At 71.0% G+C, this 14,542-nt stretch carries 13 protein-coding genes; 6 read left to right on the top strand and 7 right to left on the bottom strand.

The features are described from left to right. Positions 1-32 precede the first annotated feature (32 nt). The 6 genes from secF to ruvC all read right to left on the bottom strand — a co-directional run bounded on the left by secF (position 33) and on the right by ruvC (position 6,069). Positions 33-1,349 carry a protein translocase subunit SecF gene (gene secF, locus VGD70_RS30260; RefSeq protein WP_414638096.1) on the bottom strand — a complete coding sequence of 439 codons (1,317 nt, stop codon included), beginning with the start codon at positions 1,347-1,349 and terminating at the stop codon, positions 33-35. Position 1,350: 1 nt separating this feature from the next. Further along, positions 1,351-3,180: a protein translocase subunit SecD gene (gene secD / locus VGD70_RS30255; protein WP_331087361.1), complete on the bottom strand. Its 1,830-nt coding sequence runs from the start codon at positions 3,178-3,180 to the stop codon at positions 1,351-1,353. Positions 3,181-3,333: 153 nt separating this feature from the next. Further along, positions 3,334-3,741, bottom strand: coding sequence for a preprotein translocase subunit YajC (yajC, locus tag VGD70_RS30250; protein ID WP_331087359.1), 408 nt, complete (start codon positions 3,739-3,741; stop codon positions 3,334-3,336). Between the two features lie 25 nt (positions 3,742-3,766). Next, complete coding sequence (gene ruvB / locus VGD70_RS30245) at positions 3,767-4,828, bottom strand: Holliday junction branch migration DNA helicase RuvB (protein ID WP_331087358.1); 1,062 nt, start codon at positions 4,826-4,828, stop codon at positions 3,767-3,769. Between the two features lie 57 nt (positions 4,829-4,885). After that, positions 4,886-5,476, bottom strand: a complete 591-nt coding sequence (gene ruvA, locus VGD70_RS30240; RefSeq protein ID WP_331087356.1) for a Holliday junction branch migration protein RuvA — start codon at positions 5,474-5,476, stop codon at positions 4,886-4,888. Next, positions 5,473-6,069: a crossover junction endodeoxyribonuclease RuvC gene (gene ruvC, locus VGD70_RS30235; RefSeq protein ID WP_331087363.1), complete on the bottom strand. Its 597-nt coding sequence runs from the start codon at positions 6,067-6,069 to the stop codon at positions 5,473-5,475. Before ruvC ends, ruvA begins: the two co-directional genes overlap by 4 nt. 204 nt (positions 6,070-6,273) lie before the next feature. On the opposite strand from ruvC, the gene VGD70_RS30230 reads away from it, so the two are divergent. From VGD70_RS30230 to VGD70_RS30210, 5 genes are read left to right on the top strand one after another with little or no spacing between them, the layout of a single operon-like run. Continuing rightward, complete coding sequence (locus VGD70_RS30230) at positions 6,274-7,281, top strand: LacI family DNA-binding transcriptional regulator (protein WP_331087354.1); 1,008 nt, start codon at positions 6,274-6,276, stop codon at positions 7,279-7,281. A gap of 13 nt (positions 7,282-7,294) precedes the next feature. Then, positions 7,295-8,566 (top strand): sugar ABC transporter substrate-binding protein, encoded by a 1,272-nt coding sequence (locus VGD70_RS30225; RefSeq protein WP_331087352.1) that lies wholly within the window; start codon positions 7,295-7,297, stop codon positions 8,564-8,566. A 1-nt stretch (position 8,567) separates the two neighbouring features. Then, positions 8,568-9,470 carry a sugar ABC transporter permease gene (locus VGD70_RS30220; protein ID WP_331087350.1) on the top strand — a complete coding sequence of 301 codons (903 nt, stop codon included), beginning with the start codon at positions 8,568-8,570 and terminating at the stop codon, positions 9,468-9,470. Next, the gene (locus tag VGD70_RS30215) at positions 9,463-10,371 is read left to right on the top strand and encodes a carbohydrate ABC transporter permease (protein WP_331087348.1); all 909 of its coding nucleotides are present in this window, start codon (positions 9,463-9,465) and stop codon (positions 10,369-10,371) included. Before VGD70_RS30220 ends, VGD70_RS30215 begins: the two co-directional genes overlap by 8 nt. 13 nt (positions 10,372-10,384) lie before the next feature. Next, positions 10,385-11,956, top strand: a complete 1,572-nt coding sequence (locus VGD70_RS30210) for a glucoamylase family protein (protein WP_331087346.1) — start codon at positions 10,385-10,387, stop codon at positions 11,954-11,956. A 66-nt stretch (positions 11,957-12,022) separates the two neighbouring features. Here the strand turns inward: VGD70_RS30210 and VGD70_RS30205 are convergent, their stop codons facing one another. After that, positions 12,023-13,774, bottom strand: coding sequence for a metallophosphoesterase (locus tag VGD70_RS30205; protein WP_331087344.1), 1,752 nt, complete (start codon positions 13,772-13,774; stop codon positions 12,023-12,025). A gap of 194 nt (positions 13,775-13,968) precedes the next feature. On the opposite strand from VGD70_RS30205, the gene VGD70_RS30200 reads away from it, so the two are divergent. Next, positions 13,969-14,415: a cupin domain-containing protein gene (locus VGD70_RS30200; RefSeq protein ID WP_331087342.1), complete on the top strand. Its 447-nt coding sequence runs from the start codon at positions 13,969-13,971 to the stop codon at positions 14,413-14,415. Positions 14,416-14,542: the final 127 nt, after the last annotated feature.

Raw genomic sequence — 14,542 nt, 5'->3', positions numbered from 1 at the left:
CCCAGCGCGCGCTCGAGATCGCCCAACGTCGGCTAGTGCCGCTTCTTGCCGGATGGGCGGCCCGAAGGTTTGCCCGTCGCCCGGCCGCCCTGCTTTCCCGTCGGCCTGCGGCGGTTTTCCGCTGCCTTCGGGTTGCGGGTGGGCACGCTCGACGCCGCCGCCATCGCTCGTTCCTGGCGGAGGTCGGCGTCCAGCGACTCGTCGTCGATGGACGGGGCGTCCAGGTCGTCCGGCGTCACCACGGCGTTGGGGTCGCGCTCCGCCGCCTTGCGGGCCAGGTTCTCGCGGCGGGCGTGGACCCTGCGGGCCTGGTCCTTGAACTTCTGCTCGCGCATCTTCAGGTCCACGAGGATCGGCGTGGCCAGGGCGATCGACGACAGGGCGCCAGCGATGATGCCGGTGAGCTGCACCAGCGCCAGGTCCTGCAGGGTGCCGACACCCAGCAGGCCGACGCCGACGACCAGCAGGCCGATGACCGGCAGGACCGCGATGAGCGACGTGTTGATCGACCGCATCAGGGTCTGGTTCAGCGCGAGGTTCGCCGCCTCGGCGTACGTGCGGCGGGTGAGGCCGAGCAGACCCCGGGTGTTCTCCCTGACCTTGTCGAACACCACCACCGTGTCGTACAGGGAGAAACCGAGGATGGTGAGCAGGCCGATGACCGTGGCGGGCGTGACCTCGAACCCGACGATCGAGTACACGCCGGCCGTCACCAGGACGTCGTGGATCAACGCCGCCAGCGCCGCCACGGCCATCCAGCGTTCGAAGTAGAGCGCCAGGAACACCGTGACCAGCACCAGGAAGACCGCCAGCGCGATCAGCGCCTGCTGCGAGATCTCCCCACCCCACGACGCGCTCACCGCGCTGTCGCTGATGGACCGCTCGCTCGGCTGCCCGTTCTGGTTCACCGGGTGCAGCTTGTCGAACAGCGCCGTCTTGAGGCTGGTGACCTGATTGTTGTTCAGCGTCTCCGACCGGATCTGGATCGACGTGGCGTTGCCGGTGCCGACGGTCTGCACGGCCGCCGGCTCCTTGTGGAGCGTGTCCTTGAAGACAGTGGTGACCTGCTCGGTGGAGATGGCACCGCCGGTGCCGTGCGCGGGCATCGAGATCCGGGTGCCGCCCGTGAAGTCGATACCGAGGTTGAAGCCCCGGAAGATGATCGACGCGAGGCAGACCAGGATCAGGATCGCGAAGAAGATGTACCACCGCTTGCGCTTGCCGACGACGTCGAACGCGCCCGTGCCGACGTACATCCGGTGGAACACACCGTCCCGCTTGACCGGGGTGGCGGTGCTGGGGGTGTCAGTGCTGGGGGTGTCGCTGCTGGGGGTGTCGCTGCTCGCCACGTCACGCCTCCTTCACGGCGGTGCCGGTGCTGGCCGCGGCTCGCCGGTCTCTGGCCAATCGCTGTACTCCGCCGAGGCCGGAGAACCTCGGGTTGGACAGCAGCTTCGACTTGGACGCCAACGCCACCAGCGGGTGGGTCACGAGGAACACGACGACCAGGTCGAGCACGGTCGACATGCCCAGGGTGAACGCGAAGCCCCGCACCTGGCCGACGGCGAGCACGTACAGCACGCCGGCGGCGAGGAACATCACCGCGTCCGCGGACAGGATCGTGCGCCGGGCACGGACCCAGGCCCTGGGGACGGCCGACCGGAACGTCCGGCCCTCGCGTATCTCGTCTTTCAGGCGTTCGAAGAACACGACGAACGAGTCGGCCGTGATGCCGATCGCGACGATGAAGCCCGCCACGCCCGCGAGGTCGAGGGTGAACCCGATCCACCGGCCGAGCAGCACCAGCACCGCGAACACGATCACGCCGGAGAGCAGCAGCGACAGCATGGTGAGGACGCCGAGCATCCGGTAGTAGAACAGGCAGTAGACGAACACCAGCAGGAGCCCGATCGCGCCGGCGATGAGGCCGGCCTCCAGCGACGCGAGGCCGAGCGTGGCCGACACGGTCTCCGCCTCGGAGGACTCGAACGACAGCGGCAGCGAGCCGTACTTGAGCACCTCGGCGAGGCTGCGGGCCTCGGTGTTGCTGAACCCGCCCTGGCCGCCGCCGGAGATCGTGGTGCTGCCACCGCTGATCGCCTCGCGGATCGACGGCGCCGACACGACCTGGGTGTCGAGCACGAACGCGGCCTGCTTGCCCACGTGGCTCGCCGTGTAGTCGGCCCAGATCTTGCTGCCCGCGCTCTTGAAGTTGAGGTTCACCACGTAGCCGACGCCGTTCGGGTCGATCGTGGCGTTGGCGTCGGAGATCTCGGTGCCCTCGAGGAAGGACGGGCCGAGGATGTACTTCAGCGTGCCGTCCCGGTCACAGGCGACCAGCGGCTTCTTCGGGTCGTCGTTGCCGACCAGCGGGTCGCCGACCCGGGTGCCGGTGGTGCAGGTGGTGGCGGCCAGCGCGGCCTGCTGCACGTTCGGGTTCGCCTGCACGGTGCCGTCCGCGCTCGCCGCCAGCCCGTCGGCCTGCCGGCAGGCCTTGCCGAGCGTGATCAGCTGCGGGACGGTGATCCGGCTCTCCCGATTGGCCTGCACGTCCTTGGCGTAGGTCGCGAAGTCCGCCGAATACTGCGTGCACGCCGCGATCGGGTCGGCCGGCGGCGGCGCGACGCTCGACGAGGACGGCGGGGCCGACGGTGCCGAGCTCGGCTGGGCCTGCTGCGCCGGCGCGGGCCGGCCCTGCGGCGCACCCGAGGTGGCCGGCGGGTTCGACGCGGCCGGCGGCGCGGTGGAGCTCGGCGGCGGCGCGGTCGTCGAGGGGTTCGGCTGGGCCTGCGGCTGCACCGGCACCGGCTGGCCCTCGACCTGCCGGAAGCGGAGCTGGGCGGTCTGGCCGAGGTCCTTGGCCTGCTGGCCCTCCTCGCCCGGCACGGTGATGACGAGGTTGTTGCCGTCGAGCACCACCTCGGCACCGCTCACGCCGATGCCGTTGACCCGGGTCTCGACGATCTGGCGGGCCTGCTCGAGGGACGCCTTCGGCGGCACACCGCCGTTCGCGGTGCGTGCGGTGAGCGTGACCCGGGTGCCGCCCTGCAGGTCGATCCCCAGCTTCGGTTTGAGCTGGTGGTTCGGGGTGGCGAACACCAAGGTGTAGAGGAGAACCACGATGAACACGAAGAACGCGAGATAGCGCCCTGGGCGGAGCTGCCCTGAGGGTGGGGCCACGGTCGGTCGATCTCCTCGAACTGGCGTTGGGTCACGCGACGCATCTGGTCATGAGACTGCGCCCGCACCCGTTACACGTGTGGGTGAGGGCGCAGCGTACCTCCCGCAACGTGAGGCCGGTGTCACACGGTCACGTCACGCTCACACGGGAGGCTACTTCTGCTTGTTGGTCTCCAGCGACGGCTCGTCCCGGCGGTCCTTGTCCGTGTCCTGCACGTCCTCGTCCACCAGGTCGTCCTCGACGGCGTCCACATCGTCGACGTCGTCGACGTCCTCCACGAGCTCTTCGTCGTCCTCGACCTCGGGGTTGACCTTCTCGCGCACGGCGGCGCGCAGCCATTCGGTCTCCAGGCCCGGAGCGATCTCGATACCGATCGTGGAGTCGCTCGAGGTGTCGACGACAGTGCCGTAGAGACCGGAGGTGGTCATCACCCGGTCACCGACGGCCAACGAGTTCTGCAGCGTTGCTTGCTGCTCCTGCGTCCTCCGCTGGCGCCGGCTCATGAAATACATCATGACGCCGAGCAGCCCGAACATCAGAAGCAAGGGAAGCAGGTCCATATTTCTCCGTCCATGGGAGTCTCATTCACTCTGCGGTGTGCGCAGGGTTACTCTCGAACAGGGTAGGCGGAATCTGACCAGGAGCGTTAGCCGGGGCCGACAGCCCGAGATGCGCCCACGCCGCCGCGGTTGCCACCCGGCCTCGCGGCGTCCTGGCCAGCATGCCCGCCCGTACGAGGTACGGCTCGCATACCTCCTCCACCGTACTTGGCTCTTCCCCCACCGCGACAGCCAGCGTGGACACACCGACCGGCCCCCCGCCGAACGACCGCACGAGCGCGTCGAGCACGGCCCGGTCCAGCCGGTCCAGGCCCAGCTCGTCGACGTCGTAGACGCGTAGCGCCGCGCGGGCGACCTCGCGGGTGATGGAGCCGTCCGCGCGGACCTCGGCGAAGTCGCGCACCCGGCGGAGCAGGCGGTTCGCGATGCGCGGCGTGCCCCGGGAGCGGCCGGCGATCTCCTCGGCGCCGTCCGCGTGCAGGTCCACGCCGAGGATGGCGGCCGAGCGGCGCAGCACCCGGTACAGCTCGTCGACGGCGTAGAACTCCATGTGCGCGGTGAAGCCGAACCGGTCCCGCAGCGGGCCGGTGAGCACGCCGGACCGGGTCGTGGCCCCGACCAGGGTGAACGGCGCGATCTCCAGCGGGATGCTGGTGGCGCCGGGACCCTTGCCGACCACGACGTCGACCCGGAAGTCCTCCATCGCGAGGTAGAGCATCTCCTCGGCGGGGCGGGCGACGCGGTGGATCTCGTCGATGAACAGCACGTCGCCCTCGACGAGGTTGGACAGCATCGCGGCGAGGTCACCGGCCCGCTCCAGCGCCGGGCCCGAGGTGATGCGCAGCGCGCTGCCCAGCTCGGCGGCGATGATCATGGCGAGACTGGTCTTGCCGAGCCCGGGCGGGCCGGACAGCAGCACGTGGTCCGGCGGCGTGCCGCGCTGGGTCGCGCCCTGGAGCACCAGCTCCAGCTGCTCGCGCACCCGCGGCTGGCCGATGAACTCGGCGAGCGTGCGCGGGCGCAGCGAGGTCTCGTCGTCCCGCTCCCCCGGCTGCACCAGCGGGGACAGCGGCTCCTCCTCGGTCACGGGGCCTTCCACAGTGCTATCCACGGTGCCGTCCACCGTGCCATCGTGCACGACCCGCTACCGCTTGCTGCCCAGGGTGGCGAGCGCCGTGCGCAGCACCACGGACTGGTCGGTGTCGTGCCCGTTGCCGGCCAGCGCGGCGTCGACCGCCTGCTCGGCCTGCTTGGCCGCGAAGCCCAGGCCCACCAACGCTTCCACGACCGAGCCGCGCACGTTGCCGTTCCGCGCGGGGGCGGACACCGCGGGTAGCGCGCCGACCTTGTCGCGCAGCTCGATGATCAGCCGCTCGGCGCCCTTGCGGCCGATGCCGGGCACCTGGGTGAGCACGGTGATGTTGCCGTCCGCGAGCGCGGAGCGCAGCTGCGCCGGGTCGAGGACGGCGAGCGTCGCCATCGCGATCCGCGGGCCGATGCCCGACACGGTCTGCAGCAGCCCGAACAGGTCGCGGGCCTCGGCGTCGGCGAACCCGAACAGGGTCAGCGAGTCCTCGCGCACCACCAGCGAGGTGGCCAGCACGGCCTCGGTGCCGGAGCGCATCGTGGCGAGCGTTGCCGGGGTGGCCTGGACGGCGAGGCCGACGCCGCCGACCTCGACCACCGCGTGGTCCAGCCCGATCGAGAGCACCTGGCCGCGTACCCGGGAGATCATCGCTTCGTCGTTCCTTTCGCGGCACCGTGGGCGCCACCTCGAGCGGCGCTGGCGAGGCGGGCCTTGTGCCGGCGAGCGAGCTCGGCCGCCTTCGCCTCGGCCTCGGCGAGCCGGGTGCGCATCGGGCTGCGCCAGATGTGGCAGATCGCCAGGGCCAGCGCGTCCGCGGCGTCGGCCGGCCGGGGCGCCTCGGCCAGCCCGAGCAGCCGGGTGACCATGGTGGTGACCTGCGCCTTGTCCGCGCGGCCGGAGCCGGTGACCGCGGCCTTGACCTCGCTCGGCGTGTGGAAGGTGACCGGCAGCCCGCGCCGCGCGGCGGCCAGCGCCACCACCCCGCCGGCCTGCGCGGTGCCCATCGCGGTGCGCACGTTGTACTGGCTGAACACCCGCTCGACGGCGACGACGTCGGGCTTGTGCCGGTCGAGCCAGCCCTCGACCGCGTCGGCGACCGCGAGGAGCCGGTGGGCGAGGTCCGCGTCCGGCGGCGTGCGGATCACGTCGACCTCGACGCACCGCACGGCACGGCCGGCCTCGCCGTCCACCACGGCGATGCCGCACCTGGTCAGCCCGGGGTCGACGCCCAGCACGCGCATGCCACCACTTCCTGAGAACATCAGTTCGAACTCTAGGGGGCGGCGCCTCCCCGGACGCGCAGCGACACGGGCCAGACCGCTGAAAGCGCTCCCACCGTGCCAATGGTTGATGCCACTCGTCCGTTCGCTGCATCCGACCTTGACATGCGTGCTAAAAATTTGGTCAGCACGAAATGTAAGCGCTTCCAACGGCGGAAGGCAGCCATGTCAGCTCGTGAGCGTCGGCCGGTCACCATCTACGAGGTGGCCGACCGGGCGGGCGTCTCGATCGCCACCGTCTCACGGGCGTTGCGCGACTCCGAGGTGGTCGCGGCCTCCACCCGGCGGCACGTGCGGCAGGTCGCCGAGGAGCTGCGGTTCCGGCCCAGCCGCGCGGGCCGGGCGCTCGCCGAGGGCCAGCACGCGGCCAACGGCATCGTCTTCCCCGATCTCGCCGGGCCCTACTACGCCGAGGTCGTGCTGGGCTACGAGGAGGTCGTCGCCGAGCTCGGGCGCAGCGTCCTCATCCTCGCCACGCAGGGCCGGGACAACGCCGCCGAGCTGGTGGCCGAGCTCGCCGGCCGGGTCGACGGCATGGTGATCATGGGCCGCACGGTGAGCGACCCGGCGGTCGCGCGGATCGCCGACACCGGGCTGCCGCTGGTCCTGCTCGCGCGGCCGCCGGTCGGGCTGGTGGACACGGTGACCGCGGACAACGAGGACAGCGCGCGGGCGCTCACCGCGCACCTCATCGGCCACGGCTACCGCCGGTTCGCGTTCCTCGGCGACCCCGGCCAGTCGCCGGATGTGGCAGGCCGGCACGCCGGCTTCGCCGCCGCGCTCACCGACGGCGGGCTGGAGGTGCCGGCCAAGCCCGTGCGCTGCGCGTTCGACGTGCGGGCCGGCTACGCGGCGGCCCGCGAGCTGCTGCGCAGGCGGTCCCACCCCGAGGCGCTCGTGTGCGCCAACGACGAGGTCGCGCTCGGCGCCCTGCGGGCAGCCGAGGACCTCGGCCTGTCCGTACCCGGCGACGTCGCGCTGACCGGGTGGGACGACATCATGGCCGCCCACTACGCCCGGCTCACGACCGTGCACCAGGCCATGCGCGAGCTGGGCGCCACCGCGGCCAGATGGCTGGACGAGCGGATCTCCGGCACGTCACCCGGAGTGCGCCGCGAGGTACTTCCCACCCGGCTGGTGATCCGGACCAGCTGCGGTACCCACGACAACTGACCGGAGGTATGAGATGACTCGACCTACCAGGCGGACCGTACTGCTCGCCGCCGTCACGGCGGTGGCGCTGGCCGCTACCGCGTGCGGCCGGGACTCCGGCGGCGGCTCGGCGTCCCAGGGCGGGGCGGTCTCGCAGGGCAAGGCGTCCGGCGAGATCACCGTGTGGGCCATGGGCACCGAGGGCGAGAAGCTCTCCGTGCTGGCCGACGACTTCATGAAGGACAACCCGGACGCCAAGGTCACCGTCACCGCGGTGCCGTGGGACGGCGCGCACAACAAGATCTCCGCCGCGATCGCCGGCCAGCAGACGCCGGACGTGACGATGCTCGGCACCACCTGGATCGGCGAGTTCGCCAAGACCGGCGCGCTCGACCCGGTGCCGTCGGACTTCGTGCGGAAGGCCGACTTCTTCCCCGGCGCGTGGGAGACCGGCGTCGTGGACGGCACCTCCTACAGCGTCCCGTGGTACGTCGAGACCCGGCTGCTGTTCGTCAACAAGGCGGTGGCGAAGAAGGCCGGCATCACCGAGGCGCCCAAGACCTGGGACGGCCTGAAGCAGGCCGTCAAGGACATGCAGACCAAGGGCGGCGCCAAGTGGGGCACCTACCTCCAGCCCGGGCAGACCGGCGCCTGGCAGACCGTGATGCCGTTCGTGTGGCAGAACGGCGGCGACATCTACGACGGCCAGAAGTTCACCCTCGACTCCCCCGAGGCGGTCAAGGCACTCGAGTACTACAAGTCCTTCTACGACGAGGGACTGTCCACGAAGGACCGTTACCGCGAGGGCGAGACGGAGCCGAAGATCCTCAGCGGTGAGGTCGCCTCGTTCGTGTCCGGTCCGTGGCACATCGGCCTGCTCAACGGGCTCGGCGGCGCGGGCAAGTACGAGCTGTGGCCGATGCCGAGCGGCTCCGGCGACGCGACCTCGTTCATCGGCGGCAGCAACATGTCGGTGTTCAAGAACACGAAGAACCGGGACGGCGCCTGGAAGTTCGTGTCCTACCTGATGCGGCCCGACGTGCAGGTCAAGTGGTACAAGACGGTCAGCGACCTGCCGGCCGTGCAGAAGGCGTGGGACGACGGCACGCTGGCCGGCGACGACCTGCTGACGACCTTCGGCGACCAGCTCGGCAAGGCCAAGGCACCGCCGTCGATCCCCACCTGGGAGCAGATCGCCGCGGGCGTGGACACCGAGCTCGAGAAGATCGCCAAGGGCACCGAGTCCGCCGCGGACGCGGCCAAGGCGATGCAGGCGCAGGCCACCTCGATCGGCACGGGCGGCTGACGTGGCTGTCGCGTCCGGACGGCCCGGCACCCTGTCCCGGGCGCTGACCGGCTGGGCCTTCGCGCTGCCGTTCGCGGTGCTGTTCCTGCTCTTCACCGCGGGGCCCGTGCTGGCCTCGCTGGCGATGAGCCTGACCGACCTCGGCAGCACCGACCTGCTCCACCCGCTCGGCGTGAACATCGTCGGCCTGGACAACTACGTGCGGCTGCTCGACGACCCGAAGTTCCTCACCGCCGCGACCAACACCGCGATCTTCGTGGTGGTCGGCGTCCCGCTGACGATGGCCGCGGCGCTGCTGGTCGCGCTCGGGCTGAACTCCGGGCTGATCAAGTTCCGGGCGCTGTTCCGGGTCGGCTACTACCTGCCGGTGGTCACGAGCATCGTGGCGATCTCGGTGGTGTGGCGGTTCGTGCTCCAGCCGGAGACCGGGCTGCTGAACGAGTTCCTCGGGCTCTTCGGGGTCGCCGGGCCGAACTGGCTCAACGACAAGGCGTTCGCGCTGCCCACGCTGATCGTGATGGGCGCGTGGCGCAACCTCGGGTTCGGCATGGTGATCTTCCTGGCCGGGCTCCAGGCCATCCCGAAGGACCTGTACGAGGCGGCGACGATCGACGGCGCGCGCAAGTGGGCGCAGCTGCGGTACCTCACGATCCCGATGCTGCGGCCGACGATGCTGTTCGTCGCGGTGATCACCACGATCGGCTACGTGCAGTTCTTCGAGGAGCCGTTCGTGATGACCCAGGGCGGCCCGCTCGACTCGACGCTGTCGATGGCCTACCACACCTACAACCAGTTCGGGTTCGGCAACTACGGCTACGCGTCGGCGATGGGCTACGTGCTGTTCGTCGTCGTGGTGCTGCTGTCGATCGCCTGGTTCCGGCTGCTGAGGAACAACGTTGACTAGCGCACTGGACACGGTGGCGCGGGACCGGACCCGGGGCGCGGCCGACCCCGCCCGCCGGCCCCGCCGGGACGCGCTGCGCTCCCGCGACTACCTGGCCCGGGTGGTGCTGCACACGCTGCTCGGCGCGGGCCTGGTGGTGATGGTCGGGCCGTTCGTGTGGATGGCGCTCTCGTCGTTCAAGAGCGAGACCGAGATCCGGGCGAACCCGCCGACGTGGCTGCCGGGCAACCCGACGTTCGACAACTACGGCGTGCTGGTCAACCGGCTGGACTTCCCGACCTACTTCGCCAACTCGGCCGTGGTCGCGGTGGTCACCACGGTCGGCAACCTGCTGTTCTGCTCGGCCGCGGGCTACGCGCTGGCGAAGCTGCGCTTCCCCGGCAAGCAGGTGCTGTTCCTCGTGGTGGTCGGCACGATCATGGTGCCGAGCATCGTGACGATGGTTCCGCTGTTCGTGCTGTCCAGCAACCTCGGCCTGGTCAACTCGCTCGCCGGGCTGATCCTGCCGTTCCTGGCCCAGGCGTTCGGCGTGTTCCTGATGCGACAGTTCATCCAGTCCATCCCGGACGACCTGCTGGAGGCCGCGCGCATCGACGGTGCGAGCGAGCCGCGGATCTACTGGCAGATCGTGCTGCCGCTGTGCAAGCCGGCGCTGGCCACGCTCGGCATCCTCACGTTCCTGGCCTCCTGGAACAACTTCCTGTGGCCCCTGGTCGCGGCCACGACCGAGGACAAGTACACGCTGCCGGTCGCGCTCGCGCTCTACGCGATCGGGAAGAACCAGACCCGGTACGACCTGCTGCTCGCCGGGTCCGTGCTGATCGTGGTGCCCGTCCTGCTCGTGTTCGTCCTGCTGCAACGCCATTTCGTCCGCGGTATCGCCACCACCGGACTCAAATGAGGAGGGTTCCCTGATGGCCCGATTAGTCTCCGCCCGCCGGCTCGCCGGCGCGGCCCTGCTCGCGGTCGCCCTGGTCGCGCCGCTCACCCCGGCGGCCAGCGCCGCACCGCCCTCGGACCGCGACCTGGCCACCCAGGAGCGCGGGAGGCAGCTCTCGCTCGCGCGCGACACGTGGAAGTCGTTCACCGCGATGGTCGCGCCGGGCACCGGCCTGCCGGCGGACAACATCAAGGGCGACCTCGACCCCACGTCGCGCTCGGGCTACACGTCGCCGACCAACATCGGCTCGTACCTGTGGTCGGCGGTCGTGGCCGAGGACTTCGGCATCATCGACCGGCGTGAGCTGGTCGCGCGCACGAAGAAGACGCTGGACTCGATCGGCGGGCTGGAGCGGCACCCCGCGTCCGGCCAGTTCTACAACTGGTACGACCCGGCGACGCTGGCGAAGCTGCGCGTCTGGCCCGAGGACGGGTCCACCGTGCACCCGTTCCTGTCCAGTGTGGACAATGCCTGGATGGCCGCGGCGCTGATGGTGGTGCGCAACGCCGTGCCCGAGGTCCGCGCGCAGGCGCAGCGGCTGCTCGACCCGATGGACTTCGCGTTCTACTACGACCCCGCGGGCCGGTCCCCGGACGTGGCCGCGGGCCTGATGCGCGGCGGCTTCTGGGACGAGCAGCCACCCGGCTGCTCGCTCGTCGGCAACTACCCCGGCCACGGGCCGGACGTCTGGTACACCTGCCACACCTACGGCAACTTCGCGAGCGAGGTCCGGATCATCAGCTACGTGGCCATCTCGCTCGGCCAGGTGCCGCCGGAGCACTACTTCGTGCCGTGGCGGACCTTCCCGGACACGTGCGACTGGGGCTGGCAGGAGCAGAAGCCGGCCGGTGAGTTCGTCGACTACCTGGGCATCCCGGTGTTCGAGGGCCAGTACACCTACCGCGGGCTCAAGTTCGTCCCGACGTGGGGCGGGGACATGTTCGAGGAGCTGATGCCGGACCTGTTCGTGCCCGAGGTCAAGTGGGGTAAGGACTCCTGGGCGCGGCAGCACCCGGTGTACGTGCGGGGCCAGATCGAGCACGGCCTCAACGACGCCCGCTACGGCTACTGGGGTTTCTCGCCGTCGTCCAACCCGGACGGTGGGTACCGCGAGTACGGCGTCGACATCATGGGCCTGGACACGCCGGGCTACACGAGCGACCAGGAGCGCACGTCGGTCGACGTCGGCTTCGCGGGGTGCCGGGACGCCCAGCCGCCGCCCGCCGCGTACGGGGACGGTGTGGTGACCCCGCACGCGGTGGTGCTCGCGCTGCCGTACCAGCCGCAGGCCGCGCTGACCGAGCTGGCGAAGCTGCGCAAGGACTTCGACAGCTACGGCCCCGGCGGCTTCTACGACGCGATCGCCGTGCGCAGCGGGAAGGTCGCCAAGCGGTACCTGGCGCTGGACCAAGGCATGATCATGGGCGCGCTGGGTAACCTGCTGGGGCACGACCTGCTGCGTGACGCGTTCACGAAGGGCGGCGCGGAGCGGAACCTGCGGCCGGTGATGGCGATGGAGGAGTTCAACCTCCCTGCCCACCAGTGAGACCAGTGCCGGAGGCGGGACACCCCCCTCGCCCGCCTCCGGCACGTCCCCTCACTCGCCGTGGACTCAAGGGTGCGGGATGCGGAACGGCTCCTCGATCAGCGTCGGGCGCAGCTCCTGGGCCGGCAGCAGCCACGGGTCGGTCGGCGCGCCGTCCGGGTTCGGCCGCCACTGCCGGCACACCTTCGGCACCGCGATCGGGTACACGGTCAGCCCGTCCGTGTCGATGCGCAGGCGCAGGAACCCCTTGTGGTCCTCGATGCTCTGCCCGGCGAACACCTCGTTGGAGTTGATCCCGTGCCGGCTCGCGATCAGCAGGTACAGCGCGACCACCTCGGCGTCGACGAACCCGATCACCACCGGCGTCACCACCACGACGATCGCGACGATCAGCCAGTCCGCGGCCAGCCCGCCGGGCAGCACGTCGCGGTAGAGCCAGCGCACGACGAGCGCCCAGCCGAAGCTCAGCGCCAGGTGGGCGACCGCGTGCGCGACGCCGGCGACCGCGTTGGTCTGCCCGGTCTTCGGCTCGTCGATGCGCGCGAACGCCATCCCGGCGAGCACCAGCACGGCGGCCACGAGCATCCCCGGCGCCCACGCGCCCAGCTGCCCGAACACGCCCTGCCGCGCCGGGTTCGCCGACTCCGCCAGCCCGAACAGCACGGCCAGCGCCATCACCGTCTGCATGAAGCCGGTGAGCCCCCAGAAGCCGGGGTTGCGCCACGGCAGCCGGAAGATCCCGGCCGCGAGCCACCGGGAGGTACGCACGCTCGGGTACTGCGCGACGAGGTCGAACCGGCGCCGCTCGACCGGCCCGCGCCCGCGCACCCGCGACTTGGCCGGCGGCAGCGCCAGGTCCCCGGGTACCTCGTGGGTGCCGATGAGGTACGCGCCGCCGAGCCCGCAGGTGATCGCCTGCGCGGCGCCGTCGCGCTCGACGTAGCGGGTGTAGTGGTGCTTGTCGCCGGTGAGCATCAGCGGCACGGTGGCGCCGTGCGGCCGGATGACCTCGCGCAGGAAGAACTCGATCGTGTCGTAGCCCTTGGTCTTCCCGCCCGAGCCGGCCGGCACCCACGCGGGCGTCGACGTGCACAGGATCACCGCGTCGCCCTGCCGCAGGTTCTCGGCCGCGTCGCGGAAGTACTGCAGCTGCGGTGCGTCCACGTAGTCGTCGAACTGGGTGTCGATGGCGTAGAGCCACCACCGGTGCGGCAGCGAGACCGCGAAGTAGCTGCGGGTCTGCTCGGTGGCCCAGCCGCCGAAGTCCCGCCGCTGCGTGAAGACCCGCAGGAACGAGGTGAGCCCGTCGTACCAGTCGTGGTTGCCGGGCAGCGCGAACAGCGTCGGCCGCTGCGGCGGGACCACCGGCAGCGCCGCGCGGTAGACGCCCTTGCTGCGGTCCTCGTAGTTCACCGTGGACGCGGCCGGGTAGACCTCGTCGCCGCCCATCACCAGGATCTTCCCGCGCGGCAACGGTTCCGTGACACCCTCCGGCCGCAGCTCCGCGGCGGCGAGCAGCGAGGCGACCGAGTAGGTGGCGTCGAACCCGTCGCCGAGGTCGGCCACGAAGTCCAGCCACAGCTCGTCGCCGGTCGCATGCTCGTGCACGGTGGCCGGCAGCGTGCCCTGCAGCTCCCGTTTGTCCGAATAGGACCCGAAGATCCCCGCCATCAGCGACTGCGCGCCGGTGCTGATCAGCACGCTCGGCGCGAGCCAATGCACCGCCCGCTGCGGCCGGAACCCCAGCTGCTCCTCGGAGATGTCACGTGGCCGGGGGCGCTCCACCCTGGGCGGCGGTTCGGGTTCCGGGACAGCCATCGTGCGCGGGCCTCCTCAACCATCGTCGGCAGGTCGGATGCTAGTGCTCCGGCACGCCCGCCCAGGCGCTTAGCGCTCGCCGTCCGTTGAGGACCGCCACACCGGCCCGCTCGGTCGAACATCAAGGAGGGCGACTGCCGCGCGCTGCTCCGGTCGGTCGCGGACGAGTACCGCGACCGGGCATGATCGTCGTCATGTCGAGCACGCACGAGATCACGACGGCGCTGGGCCTGGAGCCGCTGCCCATCGAGGGCGGTTTGTTCACGCAGAGCTGGCGGGACGAGACCTGCTCGGCGATCTACTACCTGCTCGCCGCGCCGGAGTTCTCCGCGGTCCACCGGCTGGACCGGATCGAGATCTTCGCCTACCACGCGGGTGCGCCGACCCGGATGTTGCTGGCGCACAACGGAACCGTCACCGAGCACGTGCTCGGGCCGGACGTCGCCGCCGGGCAGCGGCCGCAGGTCATCGTCGCGCCGGGGGTATGGCAGGCCGCGGAGACACTCGGCGAGTGGACGCTGATGGGCACGGTCGTGGTGCCGCCCTACACCGACGGCTGCGTGGAGTTCGGGGTGGCCGACGAGCTCGCCGCCGAGTACCCCGACCACGCCGAGCGCCTGCGCGCGCTCTGCCGCCGGTGACTCAGCGCTGCGGGTAGCCGTTGGGCGGCGGGTAGCCCTGCGGTGGGTACGGCTGCTGCGGGCCGGGCTGGCCGTACGGCTGCTGCGGGTACCCGGGCGGCGGGCCCTGGAGCTGCGGCTGGGGGTA

Source organism: Actinophytocola sp., assembly GCF_036402745.1.
Classification (GTDB): Bacteria; Actinomycetota; Actinomycetes; order Mycobacteriales; family Pseudonocardiaceae; genus Actinophytocola.
This window is presented reverse-complemented; position numbering and strand designations above follow the sequence as displayed.